At 63.0% G+C, this 24,291-nt stretch carries 19 protein-coding genes; 6 read left to right on the top strand and 13 right to left on the bottom strand.

What is annotated here, in order from left to right; genetic code table 11:
• Nucleotides 1-4: 4 nt before the first annotated feature.
• The 8 genes from B2J77_RS03245 to grpE all read right to left on the bottom strand — a co-directional run bounded on the left by B2J77_RS03245 (nt 5) and on the right by grpE (nt 10,391).
• Entirely contained in the window at nt 5-454 is a 450-nt protein-coding gene (locus tag B2J77_RS03245; RefSeq protein ID WP_078477980.1) for an MFS transporter, read from the bottom strand.
• Nucleotides 432-914: a transcription elongation factor GreA gene (gene greA, locus B2J77_RS03240; protein WP_178091239.1), complete on the bottom strand. Its 483-nt coding sequence runs from the start codon at nt 912-914 to the stop codon at nt 432-434. The genes B2J77_RS03245 and greA overlap by 23 nt, the downstream gene beginning before the upstream one ends.
• The gene (gene carB / locus B2J77_RS03235) at nt 911-4,132 is read right to left on the bottom strand and encodes a carbamoyl-phosphate synthase large subunit (RefSeq protein ID WP_078477979.1); all 3,222 of its coding nucleotides are present in this window, start codon (nt 4,130-4,132) and stop codon (nt 911-913) included. The genes greA and carB overlap by 4 nt, the downstream gene beginning before the upstream one ends.
• A gap of 105 nt (nt 4,133-4,237) precedes the next feature.
• Nucleotides 4,238-5,374, bottom strand: a complete 1,137-nt coding sequence (gene carA, locus B2J77_RS03230) for a glutamine-hydrolyzing carbamoyl-phosphate synthase small subunit (protein ID WP_058604765.1) — start codon at nt 5,372-5,374, stop codon at nt 4,238-4,240.
• A gap of 299 nt (nt 5,375-5,673) precedes the next feature.
• Nucleotides 5,674-6,477 (bottom strand): 4-hydroxy-tetrahydrodipicolinate reductase, encoded by an 804-nt coding sequence (gene dapB, locus B2J77_RS03225; RefSeq protein WP_058604766.1) that lies wholly within the window; start codon nt 6,475-6,477, stop codon nt 5,674-5,676.
• A gap of 13 nt (nt 6,478-6,490) precedes the next feature.
• Nucleotides 6,491-7,615: a molecular chaperone DnaJ gene (dnaJ, locus tag B2J77_RS03220; RefSeq protein ID WP_023533145.1), complete on the bottom strand. Its 1,125-nt coding sequence runs from the start codon at nt 7,613-7,615 to the stop codon at nt 6,491-6,493.
• Between the two features lie 191 nt (nt 7,616-7,806).
• Nucleotides 7,807-9,732 (bottom strand): molecular chaperone DnaK, encoded by a 1,926-nt coding sequence (gene dnaK / locus B2J77_RS03215; protein WP_058639199.1) that lies wholly within the window; start codon nt 9,730-9,732, stop codon nt 7,807-7,809.
• Nucleotides 9,733-9,833: 101 nt separating this feature from the next.
• Nucleotides 9,834-10,391 (bottom strand): nucleotide exchange factor GrpE, encoded by a 558-nt coding sequence (gene grpE, locus B2J77_RS03210; RefSeq protein WP_078477978.1) that lies wholly within the window; start codon nt 10,389-10,391, stop codon nt 9,834-9,836.
• 193 nt (nt 10,392-10,584) lie between these two features.
• Between grpE and recN the strand changes: the two genes are divergently transcribed.
• Nucleotides 10,585-12,258, top strand: coding sequence for a DNA repair protein RecN (recN, locus tag B2J77_RS03205; protein WP_023533129.1), 1,674 nt, complete (start codon nt 10,585-10,587; stop codon nt 12,256-12,258).
• Between the two features lie 101 nt (nt 12,259-12,359).
• Here the strand turns inward: recN and fur are convergent, their stop codons facing one another.
• Nucleotides 12,360-12,764 (bottom strand): ferric iron uptake transcriptional regulator, encoded by a 405-nt coding sequence (gene fur, locus B2J77_RS03200; RefSeq protein WP_023533128.1) that lies wholly within the window; start codon nt 12,762-12,764, stop codon nt 12,360-12,362.
• 97 nt (nt 12,765-12,861) lie between these two features.
• Here fur and B2J77_RS03195 point away from each other — a divergent pair, with 97 nt between their 5' ends.
• A complete protein-coding gene (locus tag B2J77_RS03195; RefSeq protein WP_023533140.1) occupies nt 12,862-13,389 on the top strand; it encodes an outer membrane protein assembly factor BamE in 528 nt (175 codons plus the stop codon).
• 120 nt (nt 13,390-13,509) lie between these two features.
• Here the strand turns inward: B2J77_RS03195 and B2J77_RS03190 are convergent, their stop codons facing one another.
• Nucleotides 13,510-13,950 carry a type II toxin-antitoxin system RatA family toxin gene (locus tag B2J77_RS03190; protein ID WP_023533169.1) on the bottom strand — a complete coding sequence of 147 codons (441 nt, stop codon included), beginning with the start codon at nt 13,948-13,950 and terminating at the stop codon, nt 13,510-13,512.
• 163 nt (nt 13,951-14,113) lie between these two features.
• On the opposite strand from B2J77_RS03190, the gene smpB reads away from it, so the two are divergent.
• Nucleotides 14,114-14,596 (top strand): SsrA-binding protein SmpB, encoded by a 483-nt coding sequence (gene smpB, locus B2J77_RS03185; protein ID WP_023533119.1) that lies wholly within the window; start codon nt 14,114-14,116, stop codon nt 14,594-14,596.
• 142 nt (nt 14,597-14,738) lie between these two features.
• Here the strand turns inward: smpB and B2J77_RS03180 are convergent, their stop codons facing one another.
• Nucleotides 14,739-15,506, bottom strand: coding sequence for an FCD domain-containing protein (locus tag B2J77_RS03180; protein WP_058604769.1), 768 nt, complete (start codon nt 15,504-15,506; stop codon nt 14,739-14,741).
• A 254-nt stretch (nt 15,507-15,760) separates the two neighbouring features.
• On the opposite strand from B2J77_RS03180, the gene B2J77_RS03175 reads away from it, so the two are divergent.
• The 3 genes from B2J77_RS03175 (at nt 15,761) to B2J77_RS03165 (ending at nt 21,519) form a co-directional block, all read left to right on the top strand.
• Nucleotides 15,761-17,431, top strand: a complete 1,671-nt coding sequence (locus B2J77_RS03175) for a lactate permease LctP family transporter (RefSeq protein ID WP_058604770.1) — start codon at nt 15,761-15,763, stop codon at nt 17,429-17,431.
• A 63-nt stretch (nt 17,432-17,494) separates the two neighbouring features.
• The gene (gene lldD / locus B2J77_RS03170; RefSeq protein ID WP_078477977.1) at nt 17,495-18,640 is read left to right on the top strand and encodes an FMN-dependent L-lactate dehydrogenase LldD; all 1,146 of its coding nucleotides are present in this window, start codon (nt 17,495-17,497) and stop codon (nt 18,638-18,640) included.
• Nucleotides 18,641-18,714: 74 nt separating this feature from the next.
• The gene (locus B2J77_RS03165; protein WP_078477976.1) at nt 18,715-21,519 is read left to right on the top strand and encodes an FAD-binding and (Fe-S)-binding domain-containing protein; all 2,805 of its coding nucleotides are present in this window, start codon (nt 18,715-18,717) and stop codon (nt 21,517-21,519) included.
• Nucleotides 21,520-21,798: 279 nt separating this feature from the next.
• Here the strand turns inward: B2J77_RS03165 and glyA are convergent, their stop codons facing one another.
• Both glyA and B2J77_RS03155 read right to left on the bottom strand, forming a co-directional pair.
• Entirely contained in the window at nt 21,799-23,064 is a 1,266-nt protein-coding gene (gene glyA, locus B2J77_RS03160) for a serine hydroxymethyltransferase (RefSeq protein WP_078477975.1), read from the bottom strand.
• Between the two features lie 23 nt (nt 23,065-23,087).
• Entirely contained in the window at nt 23,088-24,269 is a 1,182-nt protein-coding gene (locus B2J77_RS03155) for an aspartate aminotransferase family protein (protein WP_078477974.1), read from the bottom strand.
• Nucleotides 24,270-24,291: the final 22 nt, after the last annotated feature.

Genomic DNA, 24,291 nt, shown 5'->3' with positions numbered 1-24,291 from the left:
CCGCTCAGTGGCGCGCGTGACGCGCCCTGAGCGGGACGGGCTGGGCTACCAGCACGATGCCGGAGAAGCCCAGCACCAGGAAACAGAACATCTGCCAGCGCTCGCCCACGGAGATTCCGTAGCGCAAGGTGTAATAGCCGATGCAGGCCCCAAGGCCCAGCAACAGCATCTGGCCACGGAACTGGCGCCACCAGGCAGCCGGGCCTTCCACCTTTGCCAATACCGCCAGCTGGGTGATCAAGCCGAGCAGTGCCACGCCGATCAACCAACGATCGATCTGCCCGGCAATGTCTTGAACCAGTAACGGCGCAAGGCCGCTGACTTTCAAAGCAGGCACCAACCCCACGTGGAACACCCACAGGCCACCGACCCAGAATACCTGGGCCAGTTGCCAGAGGATCCCCTCAAGGGAAGGCGCCCGCAGGCGCCGGTCAGATGTGCTTGACTTCGACAATCTCGTACTCGACCGTACCGTTTGGCGTCTTGACGACAACGGTGTCACCCTCTTCCTTGCCAATGATGGCGCGAGCGATCGGCGCACTGTTGGACAGCTTGCCTTTCTTCACGTCGGCTTCATCTTCGCCAACGATCTGATAAGTGACCTGATCACCCGTTTCGGTGTTTTCCAGATCGACGGTTGTGCCGAAGATGACCTTGCCCGTATGGGCAATGGTGGTCACGTCGATCACGACCGAGTTCTGCAAACGGCCTTCGATATCGCGGATACGTGCCTCGACCATGCCCTGCTCTTCGCGGGCGGCATGGTATTCGGCGTTCTCCTTCAAGTCGCCCAGCTCACGCGCTTCACCGATGGCTTGGCTCAGGCGCGGGCGCTCGGTCTTGCTCAGAAAGAGCAGTTCTTCTTCCAGGGCGCGAGCGCCCTGAACGGTCATCGGGTATTTGGTCATGCTCATGCTTTGAGTCCTGCGTGCAGATCCTGCAGGCGGCGAACGGTTTTTTCCGGACCGAATTTCAGCGCCTCGCAGATGGCTTCACCGGCCGCAATGGTCGTGGTGCAGTAGATCTTGTGCTGCAGCGCATTGCGGCGAATCGAGTAGGAATCGGCGATCGACTGACGGCCTTCGGTGGTGTTGATGATCAGCGACACTTCGTCGTTCTTGATCATGTCGACCACGTGAGGACGGCCTTCGGTCACCTTGTTCACGCGGCGCACCTTCAAGCCCGCCGCCTCGATGACCTTGGCGGTACCTGCGGTTGCCACCACTTCGAAGCCCAGGGTGATCAGGTCGCGGGCGACTCCGGCCACTTGCGGCTTGTCGTCGTCACGCACGCTGATGAACGCGGTACCACCGGTCGGCAGCACTTCGCTGGCACCCATCTGGGCCTTGGCGAAGGCTTCACCGAAGCTGTCACCGACACCCATCACTTCACCGGTCGATTTCATCTCAGGGCCGAGGATCGGGTCAACCCCTGGGAACTTGGCGAATGGGAAGACGGCTTCCTTCACGCTATAGAAGTTCGGGATGATTTCCTGAGTGAAGCCCAGCTCCTTCAGGGTTTTGCCTGCCATGACACGAGCGGCGATCATGGCCAGCGACGTGCCGATGCACTTGGACACGAACGGTACGGTACGCGAGGCGCGCGGGTTGACTTCGATCACGTAGATCTTGTCGCCCTGCAGGGCCAGCTGCACGTTCATCAGGCCAACCACGCCCAGCTCCAGGGCCATTTTCTTGACCTGCACACGCACTTCATCCTGCACCTCCTTGCTCAGCGAGTAAGGTGGCAGCGAGCATGCCGAGTCACCGGAGTGAACGCCAGCCTGCTCGATGTGCTGCATGATCGCGCCGATGACCACATCGGTACCGTCGCAGACCGCATCCACGTCCATCTCGATGGCGCAGTTGAGGAAGTGGTCCAGCAGCACCGGGCTGTCGTTGGACACCTGCACGGCTTCGCGCAGGTAGCGCTTGAGCTCGTCCAGCTCGTAGACGATCTCCATGGCGCGACCACCCAGGACGTAGGACGGACGCACGACCAGCGGGTAACCGATGGTGCCGGCGGCGCTGATGGCCTCTTCTTCGCTGCGCACGGTGGCATTTGGCGGCTGTAGCAGGTTCAGGCGCTGCACCATCTGCTGGAAGCGCTCACGGTCTTCGGCACGGTCGATGGCGTCGGGGCTAGTGCCGATGATCGGCACGCCGGCTTCTTCCAGGGCGCGGGCAAGCTTGAGCGGGGTCTGGCCGCCGTAGTGCACGATCACGCCCTTGGGCTTCTCGACGCGGCAGACTTCCAGCACGTCTTCCAGGGTCAGCGGCTCGAAGTACAGGCGGTCGGAAGTGTCGTAGTCGGTGGACACGGTTTCCGGGTTGCAGTTGACCATGATGGTTTCGTAACCGTCGTCACGCAGCGCCAAGGCGGCGTGCACGCAGCAGTAGTCGAACTCGATGCCCTGGCCAATGCGGTTAGGACCACCGCCGAGGATCATGATCTTGTCGCGGCTCGACGGATTCGCCTCGCATTCCTCCTCGTAGGTGGAATACAGGTAGGCGGTATCGGTGGCGAACTCGGCGGCGCAGGTGTCGACGCGCTTGTACACCGGGAACACTTCCAGCTTGTGGCGGTGACGGCGCAGGGTCTTGTCGGTGATGCCGAGCAGCTTGGCCAGACGCTGGTCCGAGAAGCCCTTGCGCTTGAGGCGCAGCATGCAGTCCTTGTCGATCGCGGTGAGGGCCAGGGTCTTGACCTTCTCCTCCTCCTTGATCAGGTCTTCCATCTGCACCAGGAACCACATGTCGATACCGGTCAGGTCGAAGATCTGCTCGCAGGTCATGCCCGAACGCATGGCGTCGGCTACATACCAGATGCGCTCGGCGCCCGGTACGGTCAGCTCGCGCTTGAGGATGCTGGCAGCCTCGGGGCTGGCCAGGTCGACTTTCGGGTCGAGGCCGCAGGCGCCGACTTCCAGGCCACGCAGGGCTTTCTGCAAGGATTCCTGGAAGGTACGGCCGATGGCCATGACTTCACCGACAGATTTCATCTGGGTCGTCAGACGAGCGTCGGCCTTCGGGAATTTCTCGAAGGCAAAGCGTGGCAACTTGGTCACCACGTAGTCGATCGACGGCTCGAAGGAAGCCGGCGTGCGGCCACCGGTGATGTCGTTCTGCAGCTCGTCCAGGGTGTAGCCGATGGCCAGCTTGGCGGCGATCTTGGCGATCGGGAAGCCGGTGGCTTTCGAAGCCAATGCCGAGGAGCGCGACACCCGCGGGTTCATCTCGATGACGACCATACGACCGGTATTCGGGCAAATGCCGAACTGCACGTTGGAACCGCCGGTCTCGACGCCGATTTCACGCAGCACCGCCAGGGAGGCGTTGCGCATGATCTGGTATTCCTTATCGGTCAGGGTCTGCGCCGGCGCGACGGTGATCGAGTCGCCGGTGTGCACGCCCATCGGGTCGAAGTTCTCGATGGAGCAGACGATGATGCAGTTGTCCTTCTTGTCGCGGACCACCTCCATCTCGTATTCCTTCCAACCGATCAGCGATTCGTCGATCAGCAGTTCCTTGGTCGGCGACAGGTCCAGGCCACGGGTGCAGATTTCTTCGAATTCTTCGCGGTTGTAGGCGATGCCGCCGCCAGTGCCGCCCATGGTGAACGACGGACGGATGATGCAAGGGAAGCCAAGCTTCTCGAGCACCGCGTTGGCCTCTTCCATGCTGTGGGCGATACCGGAGCGCGGGCACTCCAGGCCGATGTCCTTCATGGCCTTGTCGAAGCGCGAGCGGTCTTCGGCCTTGTCGATGGTGTCGGCATTGGCGCCGATCATTTCCACGCCGAACTTCTCCAGAACGCCGTGGCGCTCAAGGTCCAGGGCGCAGTTCAGGGCAGTCTGGCCACCCATGGTCGGCAGGACAGCGTCAGGGCGCTCTTTCTCGATGATCTTGGCCACCGACTGCCATTTGATCGGCTCGATGTAGGTGGCGTCGGCCATGGCCGGGTCGGTCATGATGGTGGCTGGGTTGGAGTTCACCAGGATGACGCGGAACCCCTCCTCGCGCAGGGCTTTGCAAGCCTGGGCGCCGGAGTAGTCGAATTCGCAGGCCTGGCCGATCACGATCGGGCCAGCGCCGAGAATCAGGATGCTTTTGATGTCTGTACGTTTTGGCATGGTTGTCACTCAAATCCGGGGTCAGTCGGCAAGCCGCGTTGAACAATCTGGGTCAGGCGCATCCGGGCATGGCACATGCCAGCCCGGGGCCTTGAAGCAGGAGACTCAGCGGCGCTTGGCCATGGCATCGGTGAAACGATCGAACAGTGGCGCGACGTCGGTCGGGCCTGGGCTCGCTTCAGGGTGGCCCTGGAAGCTGAACGCGCTCTTGTCGGTGCGCTCGATACCCTGCAGGGTACCGTCGAACAGCGACTTGTGAATGGCGCGCACGTTGCCAGGCAAGGTCGCTTCGTCCACCGCAAAGCCGTGGTTCTGGCTGGTGATCATGACCACACCGGTATCGAGATCCTGAACCGGGTGGTTGGCACCGTGGTGGCCGTGGCCCATCTTCACGGTCTTGGCGCCGGAGGCCAGGGCCAGCAACTGGTGACCCAGGCAGATGCCGAAGACCGGGATGTCGGTTTCCAGGATTTCCTTGATCGCCTGGATGGCGTAGTCACAGGGCTCGGGGTCGCCCGGGCCGTTGGACAGGAACACACCGTCCGGGTTGAGGGCCAGCACTTCGCTGGCGGGCGTCTGGGCCGGCACCACGGTGACGCGGCAGCCACGGGCGACCAGCATGCGCAGGATGTTCAGCTTAACGCCGTAGTCGAACGCCACCACGTGATAAGGCAGGTCGGCAACTTCGCGGGTGGGGTGGCTATCGGTCTTGAGCTCCCACACGCTGGAACGCCATTCGTAGCGCTCCTTGGTGGAAACCACCTTGGCCAGGTCCATGCCCTTGAGGCCTGGGAAGCCGCGCGCAGCGGCGATTGCGGCTTCTTCGCTGATGTCGTCACCGGCCAGGATGCAGCCGTTCTGAGCGCCCTTTTCACGCAGGATTCGAGTCAGGCGACGGGTGTCGATGCCCGCAATGGCCACCACGTTGTTGGCCTTGAGGTACTCGGGCAGCGACTGGGTGTTACGCCAGTTGCTGGCCAGCAGCGGCAGATCGCGAATGACCAGGCCGGCCGACCAGACGCGGTTGGATTCTGCGTCTTCTGGCGTGGTGCCGGTGTTGCCGATGTGCGGGTAGGTCAGAGTCACGATTTGCTGCGCGTAGGAAGGGTCTGTAAGGATTTCCTGGTAGCCGGTCATAGCGGTGTTGAATACCACTTCACCAACGGTCTGGCCGTCGGCACCGATTGCCTCACCGCGGAAAATACTGCCGTCGGCAAGGGCGAGTATGGCTGGCTTTGTCAAGAAGACCTCCCGAAAATCAAGCATGAAAGGGCGATCGCAGGTTGCAAAAAAGCGGAGTGACGTATGGACACGTCACCCCGCTTTTATGTGCTGAATTCAATTCGCTGCGCGCTTTTAGTGGACACACTAAAGCTGTAGCTTACAGAAAAGTGCGTTTTCGGTCTACCGCATATGTGCCTCTTAAACACATGAATGCGACAGACCGCTACCAGAGCCACTTGCTAGAGGTGGGCCCCACCGCCCAGACACGCCTGGGTGCGTATCATCGGCGGCAGGTTGCTCTGGTCTGGGCCGAGGGCTCAGTGCAGCTCGAGCACATCCTGCATGTCGTACAGGCCAGGCTCGCGCCCGTCCAGCCACAAGGCCGCTCGCACGGCACCCTTGGCGAACGTCATGCGGCTGGAGGCCTTGTGGGTGATCTCCAGGCGCTCGCCTTCGGCAGCGAACAGCACCGTGTGATCACCGACCACGTCACCGGCGCGCACCGTGGCAAAGCCAATGGTCTTGCGATCACGTGCACCGGTCTGCCCTTCGCGGCCATACACCGCCACTTCCTGCAGGTCGCGCCCCAGCGCATTGGCCACCACTTCGCCCATGCGCAGCGCGGTGCCCGAAGGCGCATCGACTTTATGGCGGTGGTGCGCCTCGATGATCTCGATATCGACGTCGTCGCCCAGCACACGCGCCGCGATGTCCAGCAGCTTGAGGCTGAGGTTGACCCCTACACTGAAGTTGGCCGCGAACACGATCGGAATGTCCTTGCCCGCTTCGGCCAGCAGGTGCTTTTCTTCCACGGTGAACCCGGTGGTGCCGATGACCATGGCCTTGCCATGCTTGCGGCAGAACGCCAGGTTCTTCAGGGTGACCGATGGATGGGTGAAGTCGATAAGCACGTCGAAGTCATCGGCAACCTTGACCAGGTCGTCGGACAGCAGCACGCCAATGCGCCCCAGGGCGGCCAACTCGCCTGCATCCGCACCCACCAGCGTGCTGTCCGGGCGGTCGATGGCAGCCGTCAGGCCGGCACCTGCGGTTTGCTGCACGGCTTCGACGAGGGTCTTGCCCATTCGCCCTGCCGCGCCCATCACTGCAATACGTCGCATAGCCTTTTCCTTGTCAAAGATCGCCGAAGAAGCGCTTCACGCCATCGAACCAGCCACTGGCCTTGGGCGAATGGGAGCTGTCGCCTTCGAGCGAATCACGCAGCTCTTCGAGCAGTTCGCGCTGACGACGGCTGAGGTTGACCGGCGTTTCCACCGCCACGCGGCACAGCAAATCACCCGCACCACCACCGCGCACAGGCGCCACGCCCTTGCCACGCAGGCGGAACTGCTTACCGGTCTGGGTGCCTTCGGGGATGCGCAGCTTGACCCGACCATCGAGGGTTGGCACTTCGAGCTCGCCACCCAGCGCAGCGTCGGTGAAGCTGATCGGCACTTCGCAGTACAGGTGCTTGCCATCACGTTGGAAGATCTCGTGCTCGCGCACGTTGATCACCACGTACAGGTCGCCGGTCGGCCCACCGTGCGCGCCGGCTTCACCCTCGCCCGACAGGCGAATGCGATCACCGGTGTCGACACCTGCTGGCACCTTGACCGACAGGGTCTTGTATTCCTCGACCCGGCCTTCGCCATGGCAGGCCCCGCAAGGGTCGGTGATGATCTTGCCCTGGCCATGGCAGCGCGGGCAGGTCTGCTGCACCGAGAAGAAGCCCTGCTGCATGCGTACTTGGCCGATACCGCCGCAGGTGGGGCAGGTCGACGGGGTGGAACCTTTCTTCGCACCGCTGCCATCGCACGGCTGGCAGTTGACCAGCGTTGGCACGCGAATGCTGACCGTGGTGCCGCGCACGGCTTCTTCCAGGTTCAACTCCAGGGTGTAACGCAGGTCGCTGCCGCGCTGAGCGCCGCCGCGTCCGCCACCCCGGCCACCACCGAAGAAGTCGCTGAACACATCACCGAAGATGTCGGAGAAGTTAGCGCCCCCGAAACCGGCCCCGCCGCCACCCATGCTCGGATCGACGCCGGCATGGCCATATTGATCGAACGCCGCGCGCTTGCTGGCATCCGACAGGACCTCGTACGCCTCGTTGGCTTCCTTGAATTTGTCTTCGGACTCTTTATCACCCGGGTTGCGGTCGGGGTGGTACTTCATCGCCAACCGGCGATAGGCCTTCTTGAGGTCAGCATCCGTGGCGCCGCGCTCGACACCCAGGACCTCATAATAATCACGCTTGGACATAGGTCATTTGCACCTTGTTGGGCGTCCGGCATCTGCGCCGCGCCGTCAGCATCTGCTCCCCACGGGGGGCTGACAAATGCTGCAAAAAATCTCGAATTCCAGATACGTCAACGCGGGAGCAAGCCCCCGCGCGGCGACATCCTACCAGTCCACCGCCAAACGGCGGTGCACTGGCCGACAACTTGCAGGACTTACTGCTTGTTGTTGTCTTTCACTTCTTCGAACTCGGCGTCCACCACGTCGTCGTGCTTGGCTTCCGGCTCGGCCTGCTGCGCGCCGCCCTGAGGCTGTTCGGCCGACTGCTCGGCGTACATTTTCTGGGCAACCGGTGCAGAGACCTTGGACAGCTCTTCGACCTTGGCGTCGATGGCAGCCTTGTCGTCGCCTTTGACGGCGGTTTCCAGGGCAACCACGGCCGCTTCGATGGCAGTCTTCTCTTCAGCGGTGACCTTGTCACCCGCGTCAGCGACCATCTTGCGGGTCGAGTGAACCAGTGCATCACCCTGGTTACGGGCAGCGGCCAGTTCTTCGAACTTGCGGTCTTCCTCGGCATTGGCCTCGGCGTCACGCACCATGCGCTCGATTTCGTCGTCCGACAGGCCGGAGTTGGCCTTGATGACGATGGACTGCGACTTGCCGGTGGCCTTGTCTTTGGCGCTGACGTGCAGGATGCCGTTGGCGTCGATGTCGAAGGTCACTTCGATCTGCGGCACGCCACGTGGCGCTGGCGGAATGTCAGCCAGGTCGAACTTGCCCAGCGACTTGTTCTGTGCCGCCTGCTTGCGCTCGCCTTGCAGCACGTGAATGGTCACGGCGCCCTGGTTGTCGTCAGCAGTCGAGAACACCTGCGACTTCTTGGTCGGGATGGTGGTGTTCTTCTCGATCAGCGAAGTCATCACGCCGCCCATGGTTTCGATACCGAGGGTCAGCGGGCTGACGTCCAGCAGCAGGACGTCCTTCACGTCACCGGCCAAGACTGCGCCCTGGATGGCAGCACCCATGGCGACGGCTTCGTCCGGGTTCACGTCCTTGCGCGCTTCCTTGCCGAAGAAGTCGGCAACGGCTTTCTGAACCAGCGGCATACGGGTCTGACCGCCGACCAAGATCACGTCGTCGATCTTGCTGGCGTCGATACCGGCGTCCTTGAGCGCGATGCGGCAAGGCTCGATGGTGCGGCTGACCAGGTCCTCGACCAGCGATTCCAGCTTGGCGCGGGAAATCTTCACGTTCAGGTGCTTCGGACCGGTTGCATCTGCAGTGATGTACGGCAGGTTGACGTCGGTCGACTGGGCCGAAGACAGCTCGATCTTGGCCTTTTCAGCAGCTTCCTTCAGGCGCTGCAGGGCCAGTGGATCGTTCTTCAGGTCCATGCCGGACTCTTTCTTGAACTCGTCGACGAGGTAGTCGATCAGGCGCATGTCGAAGTCTTCGCCACCCAGGAAGGTGTCGCCGTTGGTGGCCAGTACTTCAAACTGGTGCTCGCCGTCGACTTCGGCAATTTCGATGACCGAAACGTCGAAGGTACCACCACCCAGGTCATAGACGATCACGGTGTGGTCGCCCTTGGCCTTGTCCATGCCGTAGGCCAGTGCAGCGGCGGTCGGCTCGTTGATGATGCGCTTGACGTCCAGACCGGCGATGCGGCCGGCGTCCTTGGTGGCCTGACGCTGGCTGTCGTTGAAGTAGGCCGGTACGGTGATGACCGCTTCGGTCACAGGCTCGCCGAGGTAGTCTTCGGCGGTCTTCTTCATTTTCTTCAGAACTTCGGCGCTGATCTGCGGTGGCGCCATGTCCTTGCCGCTGGCCTGGACCCAGGCGTCGCCGTTGCTGGCCTTGACGATCTTGTAAGGCACCAGCTTGATGTCTTTCTGTACGACGTCTTCTTCGAAGCGGCGGCCGATCAGGCGCTTGACTGCGAACAGGGTGTTGTGCGGGTTGGTCACGGCCTGGCGCTTGGCCGACTGGCCGACCAGGATTTCACCATCGTTGGCGTATGCCACGATCGATGGGGTGGTACGCGCACCCTCGACGTTCTCGATGACCTTGACGTTACCGTTTTCCAGCACGGAGACGCACGAGTTGGTGGTCCCCAGGTCGATACCGATGATCTTGCCCATGTTAACTCTCCCGAAACTTGAATGAGGTAGCAGCGGCTACTGCGGCCAACTGCGGTAATACTTGAAGGCTTGACACCTAGATGGGGATGCCCGAAAGGATTTCAAGCCTTTTCATCGATAGAAGGTTGCGCTGCGCTCGGCGCCTTGCTGACCACCACCATGGCGGGGCGCAGCAGGCGGCCATTGAGCAGGTAGCCCTTCTGGAACACGTTCAGTACGCTGTTGGGTTCGACCTCGGCGTTTTCCTGCATGGCCATGGCCTGGTGGTGCTCAGGGTTGAACGGCTGACCATGCGGATCGATGGCTTCGAGGTTGTAGCGCTTGAGGGTGTCCTGGAACATCTTCAGGGTCAGCTCGACGCCCTCGCGGATCTGCTTGACGTGTTCGTCCTGGGCGCTGGAGTGAGTCAGGGCCAGTTCCAGGCTGTCGATCACAGGCAGCAGGTCGGTGGAGAACTTCTCCAAGGCGAACTTGTGCGCCTTTTCCACATCCTGCTCGGCACGCCGGCGAATGTTCTGCAGTTCGGCCACGGTACGCAGTGACTGGTCCTTGGCCGCGGCCAGCTGTTCTTCGAGTTCCAGCACGCGGGCATCAGCTGCGTTGTCGGCACCGGTTTGCTCGACGTTGAGGTCTTTCTCGTTCAGCTGCTCATCAGCCATGGGATATCTCCTGCGCAATTTGGTGGACTGCGAGCCAGGCTCGCCGGTGATGTGGCGTATATGGGGCCGGAAAATACAGCTTCAAGGGGCAGCCTGGTTTTTACGCCTTGAAGCGTTTGCACCAAAAGGGCATTGGCAGGCTGGAAAAAACTACTGTATAAATAACCAGACATGACTTTCTGGAGTCGCCCTCATGCTGGTGCACCTGTCCATTCACAACTACGCCATCGTCGAACACCTCGACCTGGAAATCGCCCGCGGCATGTCCGTGATCACGGGCGAGACAGGTGCGGGCAAGTCGATCATGCTCGATGCCCTGGGCTTGGCCTTGGGCGACCGCGCCGACAGCGGCGTGGTACGCCCCGGCACCGACAAGGCCGACATCCTCGCCACGTTCGACCTGGTCGACATCCCCGAGGCCCACACTTGGCTCGCCGAACGTGACCTGGCCAGCGATGGACTGTGCATCCTGCGGCGTGTCATCACTGCCGAAGGCCGCAGCCGTGGCTATATCAACGGTACACCCTGCCCCCTTGGGGACCTCAAGGCCCTGGGCGAGCTGCTGATCGACATCCACAGCCAGCACGAGCACCAGTCCCTGCTCAAGGCCGATACCCATCGGCGTCTGCTCGACGAATACGCCGGGGCCATCGACCTGGCCCGGCAAGTACAGATGGCGGCCAAGCGCTGGAACCAGACGCGGCTCGAACTGGAGCGCCTGTCCAATTCCGGCGACGAACAGCGTGCCCGTCACCAACTGCTCAGCTACCAGCTCGAAGAGCTGGACAACCTAGGCCTGGGCGAAAACGAGCTGGAGCACCTGGAGCAGGAGCACAAGAACCTCACCAGCGCCGAGGCCCTGTTCGGCATTTGCCGCCAGGTCATCGACCAGTGCAGTGAAAGCGATTCGGGCAATGTGCTTGGCGCGCTCACCTCCAGCCTCAACCGGCTGGGCGCTGCCAGCAACGCCCCCAAGGCACTGTCGGAAGCGGCCAACCTGATTGCCAGCGCGCAGATTCAGGTGGAAGAAGCCGTGGGCGAACTCAACCGCTTCCTCGACAATTTCGATGCCGACCCCATGCGCCTCCAGGCCCTGGAAGAGCGCCTCGACACTATCTACACCCTGGCGCGCAAACACCGGGTGCACCCCACGGAGCTACCGCACCTGCAGCAGCAGTTGATGGAGGAGCTCGAAGGGCTCAACGCCAGCGATGAATCCCTGGAGCGCCTGGGCGAAGAAATGGCTGCATTCGCTCAGCACTATAAAGAGAAGGCCCGCGAACTGAGCGGGTTGCGTCAGCATGCCGCCAAGCAACTGGCAGAGGCGGTCGAGCAGGAAATCCAGCGCCTGGGCATGCCCGGTGGCCGCTTCTGCATTCAGCTCACGCCCAATGACACGGCCGACCTATCACCCAATGGGCTGGAGCAGATCGAATTGCTGGTCAGCGCCAACCCCGGCCAGCCTCTCAAGGCGCTGTCCAAAGTCGCCTCGGGCGGCGAACTGTCCCGGATCAGCCTGGCGATCCAGGTCATTACGGCACAGACGTCGCGTATTCCTACCCTGGTATTCGACGAAGTGGACGTGGGTATCGGCGGGCCTACGGCGGAAATCGTGGGCCAGCTGTTGCGTCGCCTGGGCGAACGCGGCCAGGTGCTGACCGTCACCCACCTGCCTCAGGTAGCCGCCCAAGGGCATCACCACCTGTTCGTGCACAAGGTCCGCGAGAGCGATACCACGCACACGGCCGTGGCCAGCCTTGGCAAACGCGAGCGGGTCGAAGAAGTGGCGCGCATGCTGGGTGGCATCGACCTGACCAAGGAATCGCTGGCCCATGCGCGCAAGATGGTGGTCAGCGGCAAGGCCTGAGGCACTTCGGCACAGGGCCGGAATAACGGTCACCACCACCGTTTGCAGAAAAAACAAAGGCGACCCCAGGGTCGCCTTTGCTGTTCAGAACGAAGTAATCGTTACTTCTTCTTACGCACATAAAGGACCAGGTTGTGGTCCACCAGCTCGAAACCATGCTCTTCGACGATTTCACGCTGACGCTTCTCGATCTCGGCGTCCATGAACTCGATGACTTCACTGGTATCCACGTTGACCATATGGTCGTGGTGACCGCCATCGGCCAGTTCGAACACCGCATGACCGCCGTCGAAGTTGTGGCGAACCACCAGACCCGCTGCTTCGAACTGGGTCAGTACACGGTACACGGTGGCCAGGCCAACATCCTCGCCTGCCTCCATGAGGGCCTTGTACACATCTTCGGCGCTCATGTGACGCTGCTCGGCAGAGTCGAGCATTTGAAGGATCTTGACTCGAGGCAGGGTCACCTTGAGACCGGCTTTGCGCAATTCGCTATTTTCAACCATGGTCAGCTTTCTCGCCGATGCTGCTTCGCAGCTTCTCTTAATACGGGTATGATCGGTGTTTACGTTGTCCAGCCAAGATAGTGGAAGTCGCCCACCGATGCAAAACACCAAGCTCTTGCTAACCAGCCTCACCTTCGTGGGACTGCTCGCACTCGCCGGTTGCTCGTTTCCCGGGGTTTACAAAATCGACATCCAGCAGGGCAATGTCGTCACGCAGGACATGATAGACCAATTGCGTCCGGGAATGACCCGGCGGCAAGTGCGGTTTATCATGGGCAACCCTCTGATTCAGGATACGTTCCACACCAACCGGTGGGACTACCTCTACAGCCTGCAACCTGGTGGCGGTCAGCGCCAACAGGAACGCATGAGCATTTTCTTCAATGAAAGCGACCAGCTGGTAAGCCTGTCTGGCGACTTCATGCCGGGCGTCAGCCGCGACCAGGAAATCCTTGGTGGCAGCGGCGACACCACGGTCAGCCCAGGTGCCAACGGCGAGCAGCCGGCAGCCCAACCGGAAGAAAAACCGGCCAAACCAGGCTCGGTCGAGGAATCCATCCAGCGCGAGATCGACACCATCGAAACCACGCCAGTGCCTACACCGGCACCGCTGGAAACGCGCTAAACGCGCTGATACGAAAAAGCCCGGACAGTGTCCGGGCTTTTTCATTGCTGCAAGAGACGCTTCCAATCGAGCGTCATCGCTCCCTGCCACTTGAGTGTGGCCATACCTCGATTGCAACCCTTAGGAAGCAGCGTACAACTGCTTGGCACGCTCGCAAAACGCATCCACCAGGGTATTGGCGGCCTGATTGAACAGCGGCCCCAAGGTGGCGCGCACCAATGAGCCGGCATAGTCGAACGACAAGTCCAGGCTGATCTTGCAGGCCTTCTCACCCAAGGGCTTGAACACCCAGATGCCGTGCAGCTGAGAGAACGGCCCCTCCTCCAGGTTCATCTCGATGGATTGCCCCGGCACCAGCACATTACGGGTAACGAAGTGCTGGCTGATACCGCCTTTGGCCACCTCGAGCTTGGCGCGCATGTGAGTTTCGCTGGCTTCGAGCACCGTCGAGTCGGAACACCAGGGCAAGAAGTCCGGGTAGCTGGCCACATCGTTTACCAGGTCGTACAAGGCCTGGGCGGGGTATGGCAGCAGGGCGGAGCGTTGAATATGGGTAGTCATCCAGGCGTCACTTCCAAGGCTGGGTGGCGGTGCTTCGCAGCATTCCGATTACAGGTTCTGTACCTATGACAGTGCAGGTATTGTCCGGTATTCATTCCAGTGGCTCAAGCACGCAGAAATCCCATAGCGGACGACGCGCGGACTTGCCTATAATGCCGTCCCTATGGCTAAGCAAAAAAAACATCCGACCGGGACCATCGCGCAGAACAAGAAAGCGCGACACGATTACTTCATCGAGCACAAGTTCGAGGCCGGGCTGGTCCTGTCCGGCTGGGAAGTAAAAAGCCTGCGAGCCGGCAAGGCGCACCTCGTTGACAGCTACGTGCTGCTCAAGGACGGTGAGGCCTGGCTGTTCGGCAGCCACATCACCCCGCTGACCACCGCCAGCACCCACGTCATCGCAGACCCTATCCGCACCCGCAAGCTGCTGCTCAACAAGCGTGAGCTCGAGCGCCTGGAAGCGGCCGTGGCGCAGAAGGGTTATACCTGCGTGGCATTGGCGCTGTACTGGAGCAAGCACCTGATCAAGTGCGAAATCGCACTGGGCAAGGGCAAGAAGGAATACGACAAGCGCGATACCGTGCGCGAACGCGATTCCAACCGCGAGCTGCAGCGGGCCGTACGCAACAAGGGCAAGGAAGACTAACGTTTGCCCCCTTCCCCGCCGAGTGATGATACGGGCAGCTAGTTGCCCGATCTTTTCCTCAAAGGGATGTGTACTTGCCATGAACAGCACGTCGCCCGCAGCGGCCTGCTGTTCACGCGCACACTCGCCTGCACAAATACCCCTAGTGCCCGTTGCGCCGCTCCGCCCGCGCGACCCGCTGCGCCTCTTCGTGCGCCTCTTCAAGCACCTCCTGCACGTACAGAATGTGCCGGCTGGACACCTCCCGCGCATCCTCGGCCCGACCTTCGACAATCGCCAGGTACAACTCCCGGTGCTGACTGATCAGCATGTCGCGCGTTTCGCTGCGTTGCTGATACATGCCCCCGATGTTGGTGACCACGTTGCGCTTGAGCAAGTCGAACAACCCGCGGATGGTATGCAGCAGCACGGCATTGTGACTGGCCTCGGCAATGGCCAGGTGAAAACGCGCATCGGCGGCGCCTTCTTCGGCCCGTGTGACCTCCCCTGCCCGCGCGTAGCAGTCCTGCAGCACGTCGAACGCCTCCTTCAAGCGAGCCCGGTCGGGTGCAGTGGCGCGCTGGGCAGCGTAATAGGCACAAGACGCCTCCAGGGTGTGGCGGAACTCCAGCAGGTCGTGTTGCGCCTGGGGGCTGTGTTCGAGCAGTTGCAACAACGGGTCGCTGAACGTGGAGCCCAGCGACTGCGCCACATAGTTGCCGCCGCCCTGCTTGCTGACCAGCAAGCCCTTGGCCACCAGCTTCTGGATCGCTTCGCGCAGCGACGGGCGTGACACCCCGAACTGCTCGGCCAGCACGCGTTCGGCCGGCAGCCGCTGGCCCGACGTCAACGTGCCTTCCAGAATCATCCCTTCCAACCGATCGACAATGTCGTCGGACAGGCGCCGCTGGCGGACCTGATCAAAAACCATCACACGCTCTCCACGAATCCCGGCTGATATCCGGGGCATCCATTCTCGCCGATCCGCAGCCGGCCGACACCAACCAGCGCTCGTTTTTCATGCCACATCACCTGCCCGCTTATCGGCATTCGACCAAAGTGCTGCCTCGGACAAATTGACACACCCCCGTGTGCGCTTTTAACCTAGCGGCGAGCCATTGTAAATTGGTCTTACCAATTATCCAGGGCCAGCGCATGACCAACAACAATTAGGGGCCACCCCATATGCAAACCTGGCAACAACTCTACAGCCCGCTGGGCAGTCTCGGCCTGTCCGCCCTGGCGGCGGTCATCCCCATCGTATTCTTCTTCCTGGCCCTGGCCGTCTTCCGCCTCAAAGGCCACGTCGCCGGCAGCATCACCTTGGGTCTGTCGATCCTGGTGGCGATCTTCGCCTTCAAGATGCCTGTCGACATGGCCCTGGCCGCTGCCGGCTACGGCTTCCTCTATGGTCTGTGGCCCATCGCCTGGATCATCGTCGCGGCCGTGTTCCTGTACAAACTCACGGTCAAGAGCGGCCAGTTCGAGGTGATCCGCAGCTCGGTGCTGTCGATCACCGACGACCAGCGCTTGCAGGTGCTGCTGATCGGTTTCTGCTTCGGCGCCTTCCTGGAAGGGGCGGCCGGCTTTGGTGCGCCGGTAGCGATCACCGCCGCGCTGCTGGTGGGCCTTGGCTTCAACCCGCTGTACGCCGCAGGCCTGTGCCTGATCGCCAACACCGCACCGGTCGCTTTCGGCGCGCTGGGCATCCCGATCATCGTGGCAGGCCAGGTCACCGGCATCGACGCCTTCCACATCGGCGCCATGACCGGTCGCCAGCTGCCGTTGCTGTCGCTGTTCGTGCCTTTCTGGCTGGTGTTCATGATGGACGGCCTGCGCGGCGTGAAAGAAACCTGGCCCGCAGCCCTGGTGGCCGGCCTGAGCTTCGCCGTCACCCAGTACTTCACCTCGAACTTCATCGGCCCGGAACTGCCGGACATCACCTCGGCCCTGGCCAGCCTGATCGCCCTGACCCTGTTCCTGAAAGTGTGGCAGCCCAAGCGCTCGTTCGCAGCGGCCACTGGCAGCGTTGGCGCGGCCGTGGTGCAAACCGGTGGCAGCCAGCCAAGCCCCTACAGCCTGGGTGAAATCTTCAAAGCCTGGTCGCCGTTCCTGATTCTCACGGTGCTGGTCACGATCTGGACCCTCAAGCCCTTCAAGGCCGCGTTCGCCCCGGGCGGTGCGATGTACAACTTCGTGTTCAACTTCGCCATCCCGCACCTCGATCAACTGGTGATCAAGACCGCCCCCATCGTGGCCGCGCCTACGGCCATGCCGGCCGTGTTCAAGCTCGACCCGATTTCTGCCACAGGCACCGCGATTTTCCTGTCGGCGCTGATCTCCATGGCCGTGCTCAAGATCAACCTCAAAACTGGTCTGACCACTTTCAAGGAAACCCTGTACGAGCTGCGCTGGCCCATCCTGTCCATTGGCATGGTGCTGGCCTTCGCCTTCGTGACCAACTACTCCGGCATGTCCTCGACCATGGCCCTGGTACTGGCTGGCACCGGCGCGGCGTTCCCGTTCTTCTCGCCGTTCCTGGGCTGGCTGGGGGTGTTCCTGACCGGTTCGGACACCTCCTCCAATGCCCTGTTCAGCTCGTTGCAAGCCACCACCGCACACCAGATCGGCGTGAACGACACCCTGCTGGTTGCAGCCAACACCAGCGGCGGCGTGACCGGCAAGATGATCTCGCCGCAGTCGATCGCCGTGGCGTGCGCCGCCACCGGCCTTGTGGGCAAGGAGTCCGACCTGTTCCGCTTCACCGTCAAGCACAGCCTGTTCTTCGCCACCATCGTCGGCCTGATCACCTTGGTGCAGGCCTACTGGCTGACCGGCATGCTGGTTCATCACTAAAGTGAAAGGGGCCGGGCAGCCCACATTGCCCGGCCTTACTCACCTGCCAAGCTGCGAGAGCCCATGATCATTTCTGCCTCTACCGATTACCGCGCCGCCGCCCAACGCAAGTTGCCGCCCTTCTTGTTCCACTATGCCGACGGCGGCGCCTACGCCGAGTACACGCTGCGCCACAACGTTTCGGACCTGGCCAGCATCGCCCTGCGCCAGCGCGTGCTGAAGAACATGTCCGAACTCAGCTTGCAGACCGAGCTGTTCGGTGAAACCCTGAGCATGCCCGTGGCCCTGGCCCCGGTCGGCCTGACCGGCATGTACGCCCGTCGTGGCGAAGTGCAGGCGGCCCGTGCGGCGGCCGCCCACGGCATCCCGTTCACGATGTCCACCGTTTCGGTCTGCCCCATCGAAGAAGTGGCCCCGGCCATCGACCGGCCGATGTGGTTCCAGCTGTACGTGCTCAAGGACCGCGGCTTCATGCGCAATGCCCTGGAGCGCGCCAAGGCCGCCGGCGTTCGCACCCTGGTGTTCACCGTCGACATGCCTACTCCCGGCGCCCGCTACCGTGATGCCCACTCGGGCATGAGCGGCAAGAACGGCCCGCTGCGGCGTATGCTGCAAGCCATGACCCACCCGCAGTGGGCATGGGACGTGGGCGTCATGGGCCGCCCGCACGACTTGGGCAACATCTCCACCTACCGGGGCAACCCCACGGGCCTGGCCGACTACATCGGCTGGCTGGCCAACAACTTCGACCCGTCCATTTCCTGGCGCGACCTGGAGTGGATCCGCGAGTTCTGGGACGGCCCGATGATCATCAAAGGCATCCTCGACGCCGACGATGCCCGCGATGCGGTCAAGTTCGGCGCCGACGGCATCGTCGTGTCCAACCACGGTGGCCGCCAGCTCGACGGCGTGCTATCCAGTGCCCGCGCCTTGCCGGTGATTGCCGACGCGGTGAAGGGCGACCTGAAGATCCTGGCTGACTCCGGCATTCGCAGCGGCCTGGACGTGGTGCGCATGATCGCCCTGGGCGCGGACACCGTGCTGATCGGCCGGGCCTTTCTGTATGCCCTGGCAGTTCATGGCCAGGCGGGGGTGAAGAACCTGCTGGAGCTGTTCGAGAAAGAAATGCGCGTGGCCATGGTGCTGACCGGCACCAAGTCCATCGGCGAGATCACCCGCGACTCGCTGGTACGCGAACTGGGCGCCTGAGCGCCTGCCTGAAACACCGCCTGATTACCGGGGCACGCGCCGCACCAGACGTCGCGGCCCCGCGAGGAGACTGCATGAGCCTGCCTGCTGCGTTTCTGCGCGATGCCGAGCGCCTGATACCTGCCGAGCGTCGCTTCGACGACCCGACCTCTACTCTGGCCTTCGGCACCGATGCCAGCTTCTATCGCCTGATCCCCAAGCTGGTGGTGCGCGTGGAGTCCGAGGCCGAGGTGGTCGGCCTGATCAAGCTGGCCCAGCGTGAGCGAGTGCCCATCACCTTCCGCGCTGCCGGCACCAGCTTGTCCGGCCAGGCCATCAGTGATTCGGTTCTGATCGTACTGGGCGATAACTGGAACGGGCGCGAGGTGCGCGGCCAGGGCGAGCAGATCAGGCTGCAGCCGGGTGTCATCGGCGCACAGGCCAATGCCTGGCTGGCGCCATTCGGGCGCAAGATCGGCCCGGACCCCGCCTCGATCAATGCCTGCAAGATAGGCGGCATCGTCGCCAACAACGCCAGCGGCATGTGCTGCGGCACGGCGCAGAACACCTACCACACCCTGGCCGGCCTGCGCCTGGTGCTGGCCGACGGCACCTGCCTGGACAGCGAGGACCCGGTCAGCGTCGCGGCCTTCCAGAAAAGCCACGCCACCTTGCTCGACGCCCTCGCCCGCCTGGGCCGGGAGACCCGCGCCAACACGGCCCTGGCCGAGCGCATCCGGCACAAGTACCGGCTCAAGAACACCACCGGCATGTCGCTCAATGCCCTGGTGGATTTCGACCAGCCGCTCGACATCCTGCAGCACCTGCTGGTCGGCTCCGAGGGCACCCTGGGTTTCATCAGCGCGGTGACCTACGACACCGTGCCCGACCACCCACACAAGGCCAGCGCCCTGCTGGTGTTCCCCAGTGTCGAAAGCTGCTGCCGCGCCGTGCCGATCCTCAAGCGCCAGCCCGTGTCGGCGGTGGAGTTGCTGGACCGGCGCAGCCTGCGCTCGGTGCAGGACATGGCCGGCATGCCGGTGTGGGTCAAGGGCCTGTCGGCCAATGCCTGCGCGCTGTTGATCGAATCCCGCGCCGCCAGCCAGACCCTGCTGCACGAGCAGGTGCACCAGGTGATGGCCTCGATTGCCGAGTTCCCCCTGGAACAGCAAGTGGATTTCAGCGAAGACCCGGTGGTGTACAACCAGCTGTGGAAGATCCGCAAGGACACCTTCCCCGCCGTGGGCGCCGTGCGCCAGACCGGCACCACGGTCATCATCGAAGACGTCACCTTCCCCGTCGAGCAACTGGCCGAGGGCGTCAACCGCCTGATCCAGCTGTTCGACCAGCACCGCTACGACGAGGCGATCATTTTCGGCCATGCGCTGGAAGGCAACCTGCACTTTGTCTTCACCCAGGGTTTCAACAGCGCCGAGGAAGTGGCTCGCTACCAGGCTTTCATGGACGACGTGGCGCAGTTGGTGGCCGTGGAGTTCGGCGGCTCGCTCAAGGCCGAGCACGGCACCGGCCGCAACATGGCGCCCTTCGTGGCGCTCGAATGGGGGCATGATGCCTACCAGCTGATGTGGCAGCTCAAGCGCCTGCTCGACCCTAACGGCATTCTCAACCCTGATGTGGTGCTCAGCGAAGACCCGGCCATTCACCTCAAGCACCTCAAGCCGCTGCCGGCTGCCGACGCAATCGTCGACAAGTGCATCGAATGCGGTTTCTGCGAGCCGGTGTGCCCGTCCAAGGGGCTGACCCTCAGCCCGCGCCAGCGCATCGTCATGTGGCGGGATATCCAGGCCAAGGAACGCAACGGCCAGGATACCCGCGCCCTGCGCGACACCTTCCAGTACCAGGGCATGGACACCTGCGCTGCCACGGGGCTGTGTGCCCAGCGCTGCCCGGTGGGCATCAACACCGGCGAGCTGGTCAAGAAGCTGCGCGCCCAGGCGGCCGAACATGGCAAGACCGCCGACTGGTTGGCCGAACACTTCAAGACGGCCATGGGCGGCGCGCGCCTGTCCCTGACCGCCGCCAATACAGCCCGCAAGCTACTGGGCGCGCCTCGTCTTAACCGCTTGAGCGCCGTCCTGAGCAAGACCAGCAAAGGCCGCGTGCCCCGCTGGACCCCGGCGATGCCCCAGCCTCTGCGCCCTGTGCGCGTAGGTGAGGCGAGCAACGACCCGCGCCCGCGCGTGGTCTACCTGGCTGCCTGCGTGTCCAAGGTCATGGGCCCTGCGTATGCCGATCGCGAGCAGAGCTCGTTGCTGGACAAAACCCGCAGCCTATTAGAGAAAGCGGGGTATCAGGTCGTCTTCCCGGAGAATGCCGAAAGCCTGTGCTGCGGCCAGCCCTTCGCCTCCAAAGGCTACCCCGAGCAGGCCGAACACAAGCGCCAGGAGCTGATCAATGCCCTGCTGCACGCCAGCCGTGGCGGCCTGGACCCGATCTATTGCGACACCAGCCCCTGCACGTTGCGCCTGGTCCAGGACCTGGGGGATACCCGTTTGGACCTGTACGACCCCGTGCGTTTCATCCGCACGCACCTGGTCGACCGGCTTACCTTCACCCCGCAGGATGAACCGGTGGCCGTGCATGTGACCTGCAGTACGCAGCACTTGGGCGAAAGCCAGGCCCTGATCGACCTGGCGCGGCGGTGCAGCACCCAGGTGGTGATACCGGAAGGCATTCATTGCTGCGGGTTTGCTGGCGACAAGGGCTTCACCACCCCGGAGCTCAATGCCCATGCCTTGCGCAGCCTGAAGGATGCCGTGCAGTACTGTGGTGAGGGTATTTCTACCAGCCGCACCTGTGAGATTGGCTTGTCGACCCACAGTGGCATCGATTATCACGGGCTGGTGTACCTGGTGGATCGGGTGACCCAGGCGCGGTAGCTGGAGCCCCGCGTTCGATGCTGGGAGCCTGGGGCCGCTGCGCGGCCCATCGCGGCACTAGGCCGCTCCCACAGTACATCCGAGCAGTATTCAAATACGCAAAACCCAGTGGAGCGGCCTTGCGCCGCGATGGGCCGCGCAGCGGCCCCGGTGATCTTCATCCGATACCCAACGGCACAGCAAACTCAGCAACAAGAAAGGGCTGCCAGGCAGCCCTTTCACACAGGTTATAAAACCTGCATCAAAACCCGACACCTCCGGTGCCAGGTCCCGACCCTCTCAGCCATAAACCGGATAACGACGGCACAGCGCAACCACCTGCTCACGCACATGGTGCCCCACCTCGTCACTGCGCCCGGTTTCCAGGGCATCGAGCACATCGCACAACCAGCCCGCCACCTGCTCGCACGCCTCGACATCGAACCCACGGGTGGTCACTGCCGGCGTACCGATGCGCAGCCCCGAGGTCACGAACGGCGAACGCGGATCGTTAGGCACCGAGTTCTTGTTGGCCGTGATATAGGCGCTGCTCAAGGCCGCATCGGCTTCCTTGCCGGTGTAGGGCTTGGCCGACAGGTCGATCAGCATCATGTGGTTGTCGGTCCCGTCCGACACGATCTTGTACCCGCGCGCCTGCAACACTTTGGCCATGGCCCGGGCATTGGTTACCACCTGGGTCTGGTAGCTGCGAAATGCCGGCGACAGCGCTTCCTTGAAGGCCACGGCCTTGGCCGCGATCTGGTGCATCAGTGGGCCGCCCTGGACACCAGGGAACACCGCCGAATCGAGCTTCTTGTAGAAACTCTCGTCCTGCCCCTTGGACAGAATCAGGCCGCCGCGTGGGCCGCGCAGGGTCTTGTGGGTGGTGCTGGTGACCACATGGGCGTGGGGCAGCGGGTCCGGGTATTCGCCAGCGGCAACCAGACCGGCCACGTGGGCCATGTCCACCCAGAAGATGGCCCCGACCTTGTCGGCGATGCTGCGCATGCGTGCCCAGTCCTTGTAGCGCGAGTAGGCCGAGAAACCACCGATGAGCATCTTCGGGCGGGTTTCCAGCGCGATGCGCTCCATCTCGTCATAGTCCAGAAAGCCCGTCTTCGGGTCCAGGCCGTAGGGCACGATCTTGTAGTGGCGGCCCGAGAAGTTGGCCGGGTTGCCGTGGGTCAGGTGCCCGCCCTGGGCCAGGTTCATGCCCATCACGGTGTCGCCTGGCTGGATCAGCGCCAAAAACACCGCCGCGTTGGCCTGGGCACCGGCGTGGGGCTGCACGTTGGCGTAGTCGCAGTTGAACAGGGCCTTGACCCGCTCGATGGCCAGGCTTTCGGCCACGTCCACGTATTCACAGCCACTGTAGTAGCGCTTGCCGGGATAGCCCTCGGCGTACTTGTTGGTGAGCACCGTGCTCTGGATCTGCATCACCAATGGGCTGGCATAGTTCTCCGAGGCGATCAGCTCGATGTGGTCTTCCTGGCGATTCACTTCGTTGCGAATCGAGGCGTGCAGCTCTGGATCGAAGGCGTTGAGGGTCAGCGTCGAGTCGTACATGTATTAAGCGTCCTTGTTCTGAATCAGGCTTGGGATGACAGCAAGCGGGTCACGCGTGAAGCGATGTCGTCGATCTGCGCCTCGGAGCAGATCAGTGGCGGCAGCAGGCGCACCGTGGTACCTCGGGTGACGGTGATCAGCAGGTGTTGCTCGTCCCGGGCCCGGTCCACCAGTTCGGCGCAGGGGCGGTTGAGCTCGATACCGACCATCAGGCCCAGGCCGCGCACCGACACCACCTCAGGGTGCCCGGCCAGCGCCAGTTGCAGGGCCGCCAGCAAACGCTGGCCCAGCACCGCAGCCCGCTGCGGCAGGTGATCGCGCTGCATGATGTCCACCACCGTGCAGCCCACGCGGCATGCCAGCGGGTTGCCGCCGAAGGTGGAGGCATGGTGGCCAGGGGAGAACAGCTCGGCGGCCTTGCCACGGGCCAGGCACGCGCCGATGGGGAAGCCATTGCCCAAGGCCTTGGCCAGGGTGATGACATCGGGCTCGATGCCGGCGTGCTGGAAGCCGAACCAGGTGCCGGTACGGCCCATGCCGGTCTGCACCTCGTCGATCATCATCAGCCACTGGTGCGCGTCGCACAGCTGGCGCAGCGCTTGCAGATAGCCCGCCGACGCCGGGTGCACACCGCCCTCGCCCTGCACGGGCTCGACCAGCACGGCCACCACGTTGGGCGAGTTGGCCGCGACCTGGCGCACGGCCTCAATGTCATCGTAGGGCACGCGGATGAAGCCTGGCATCAGTGGCTCGAAGCCGCGGTGAACGGCCGGGTTGCCGGTGGCGGCCAGGGTTGCCAAGGTGCGCCCATGGAAACTGTTTTCCATCACCAGCACCTGGGGTTGGGCGACGTTCCGGGCCGTGGCGTGCAAGCGCGCCAGCTTCAGCGCGGCCTCGTTAGCCTCGGCGCCGGAGTTGCAGAAGAACGCCCGCTCCATGCCCGAGAGCCGGCACAGGCGCTCGCCAAGCTGTTCCTGCCACGGGATACGAAACATGTTGGTGGTGTGCAGCAGCACGTCGGCCTGTTCGGCCAGGGCCGAGGCGATCTCGGGGTTGGCGTGCCCCAGGCTGGTCACGGCCACCCCGGCGATGGCGTCGAGGTACTCGACCCCGTGCGAATCCCACAACAGGGCGCCCTGGCCCCGGCTGAACGCAACCGGTTGGCGGGCTGAAGTGTGCATCAGGTAAGCGGGAGCAGCAGACATTGCAGGTTTCCTGTACAGAGGG

This window comes from Pseudomonas parafulva, assembly GCF_002021815.1.
GTDB classification, from domain to species: domain Bacteria; phylum Pseudomonadota; class Gammaproteobacteria; order Pseudomonadales; family Pseudomonadaceae; genus Aquipseudomonas; species Aquipseudomonas parafulva_B.
This window is presented reverse-complemented; position numbering and strand designations above follow the sequence as displayed.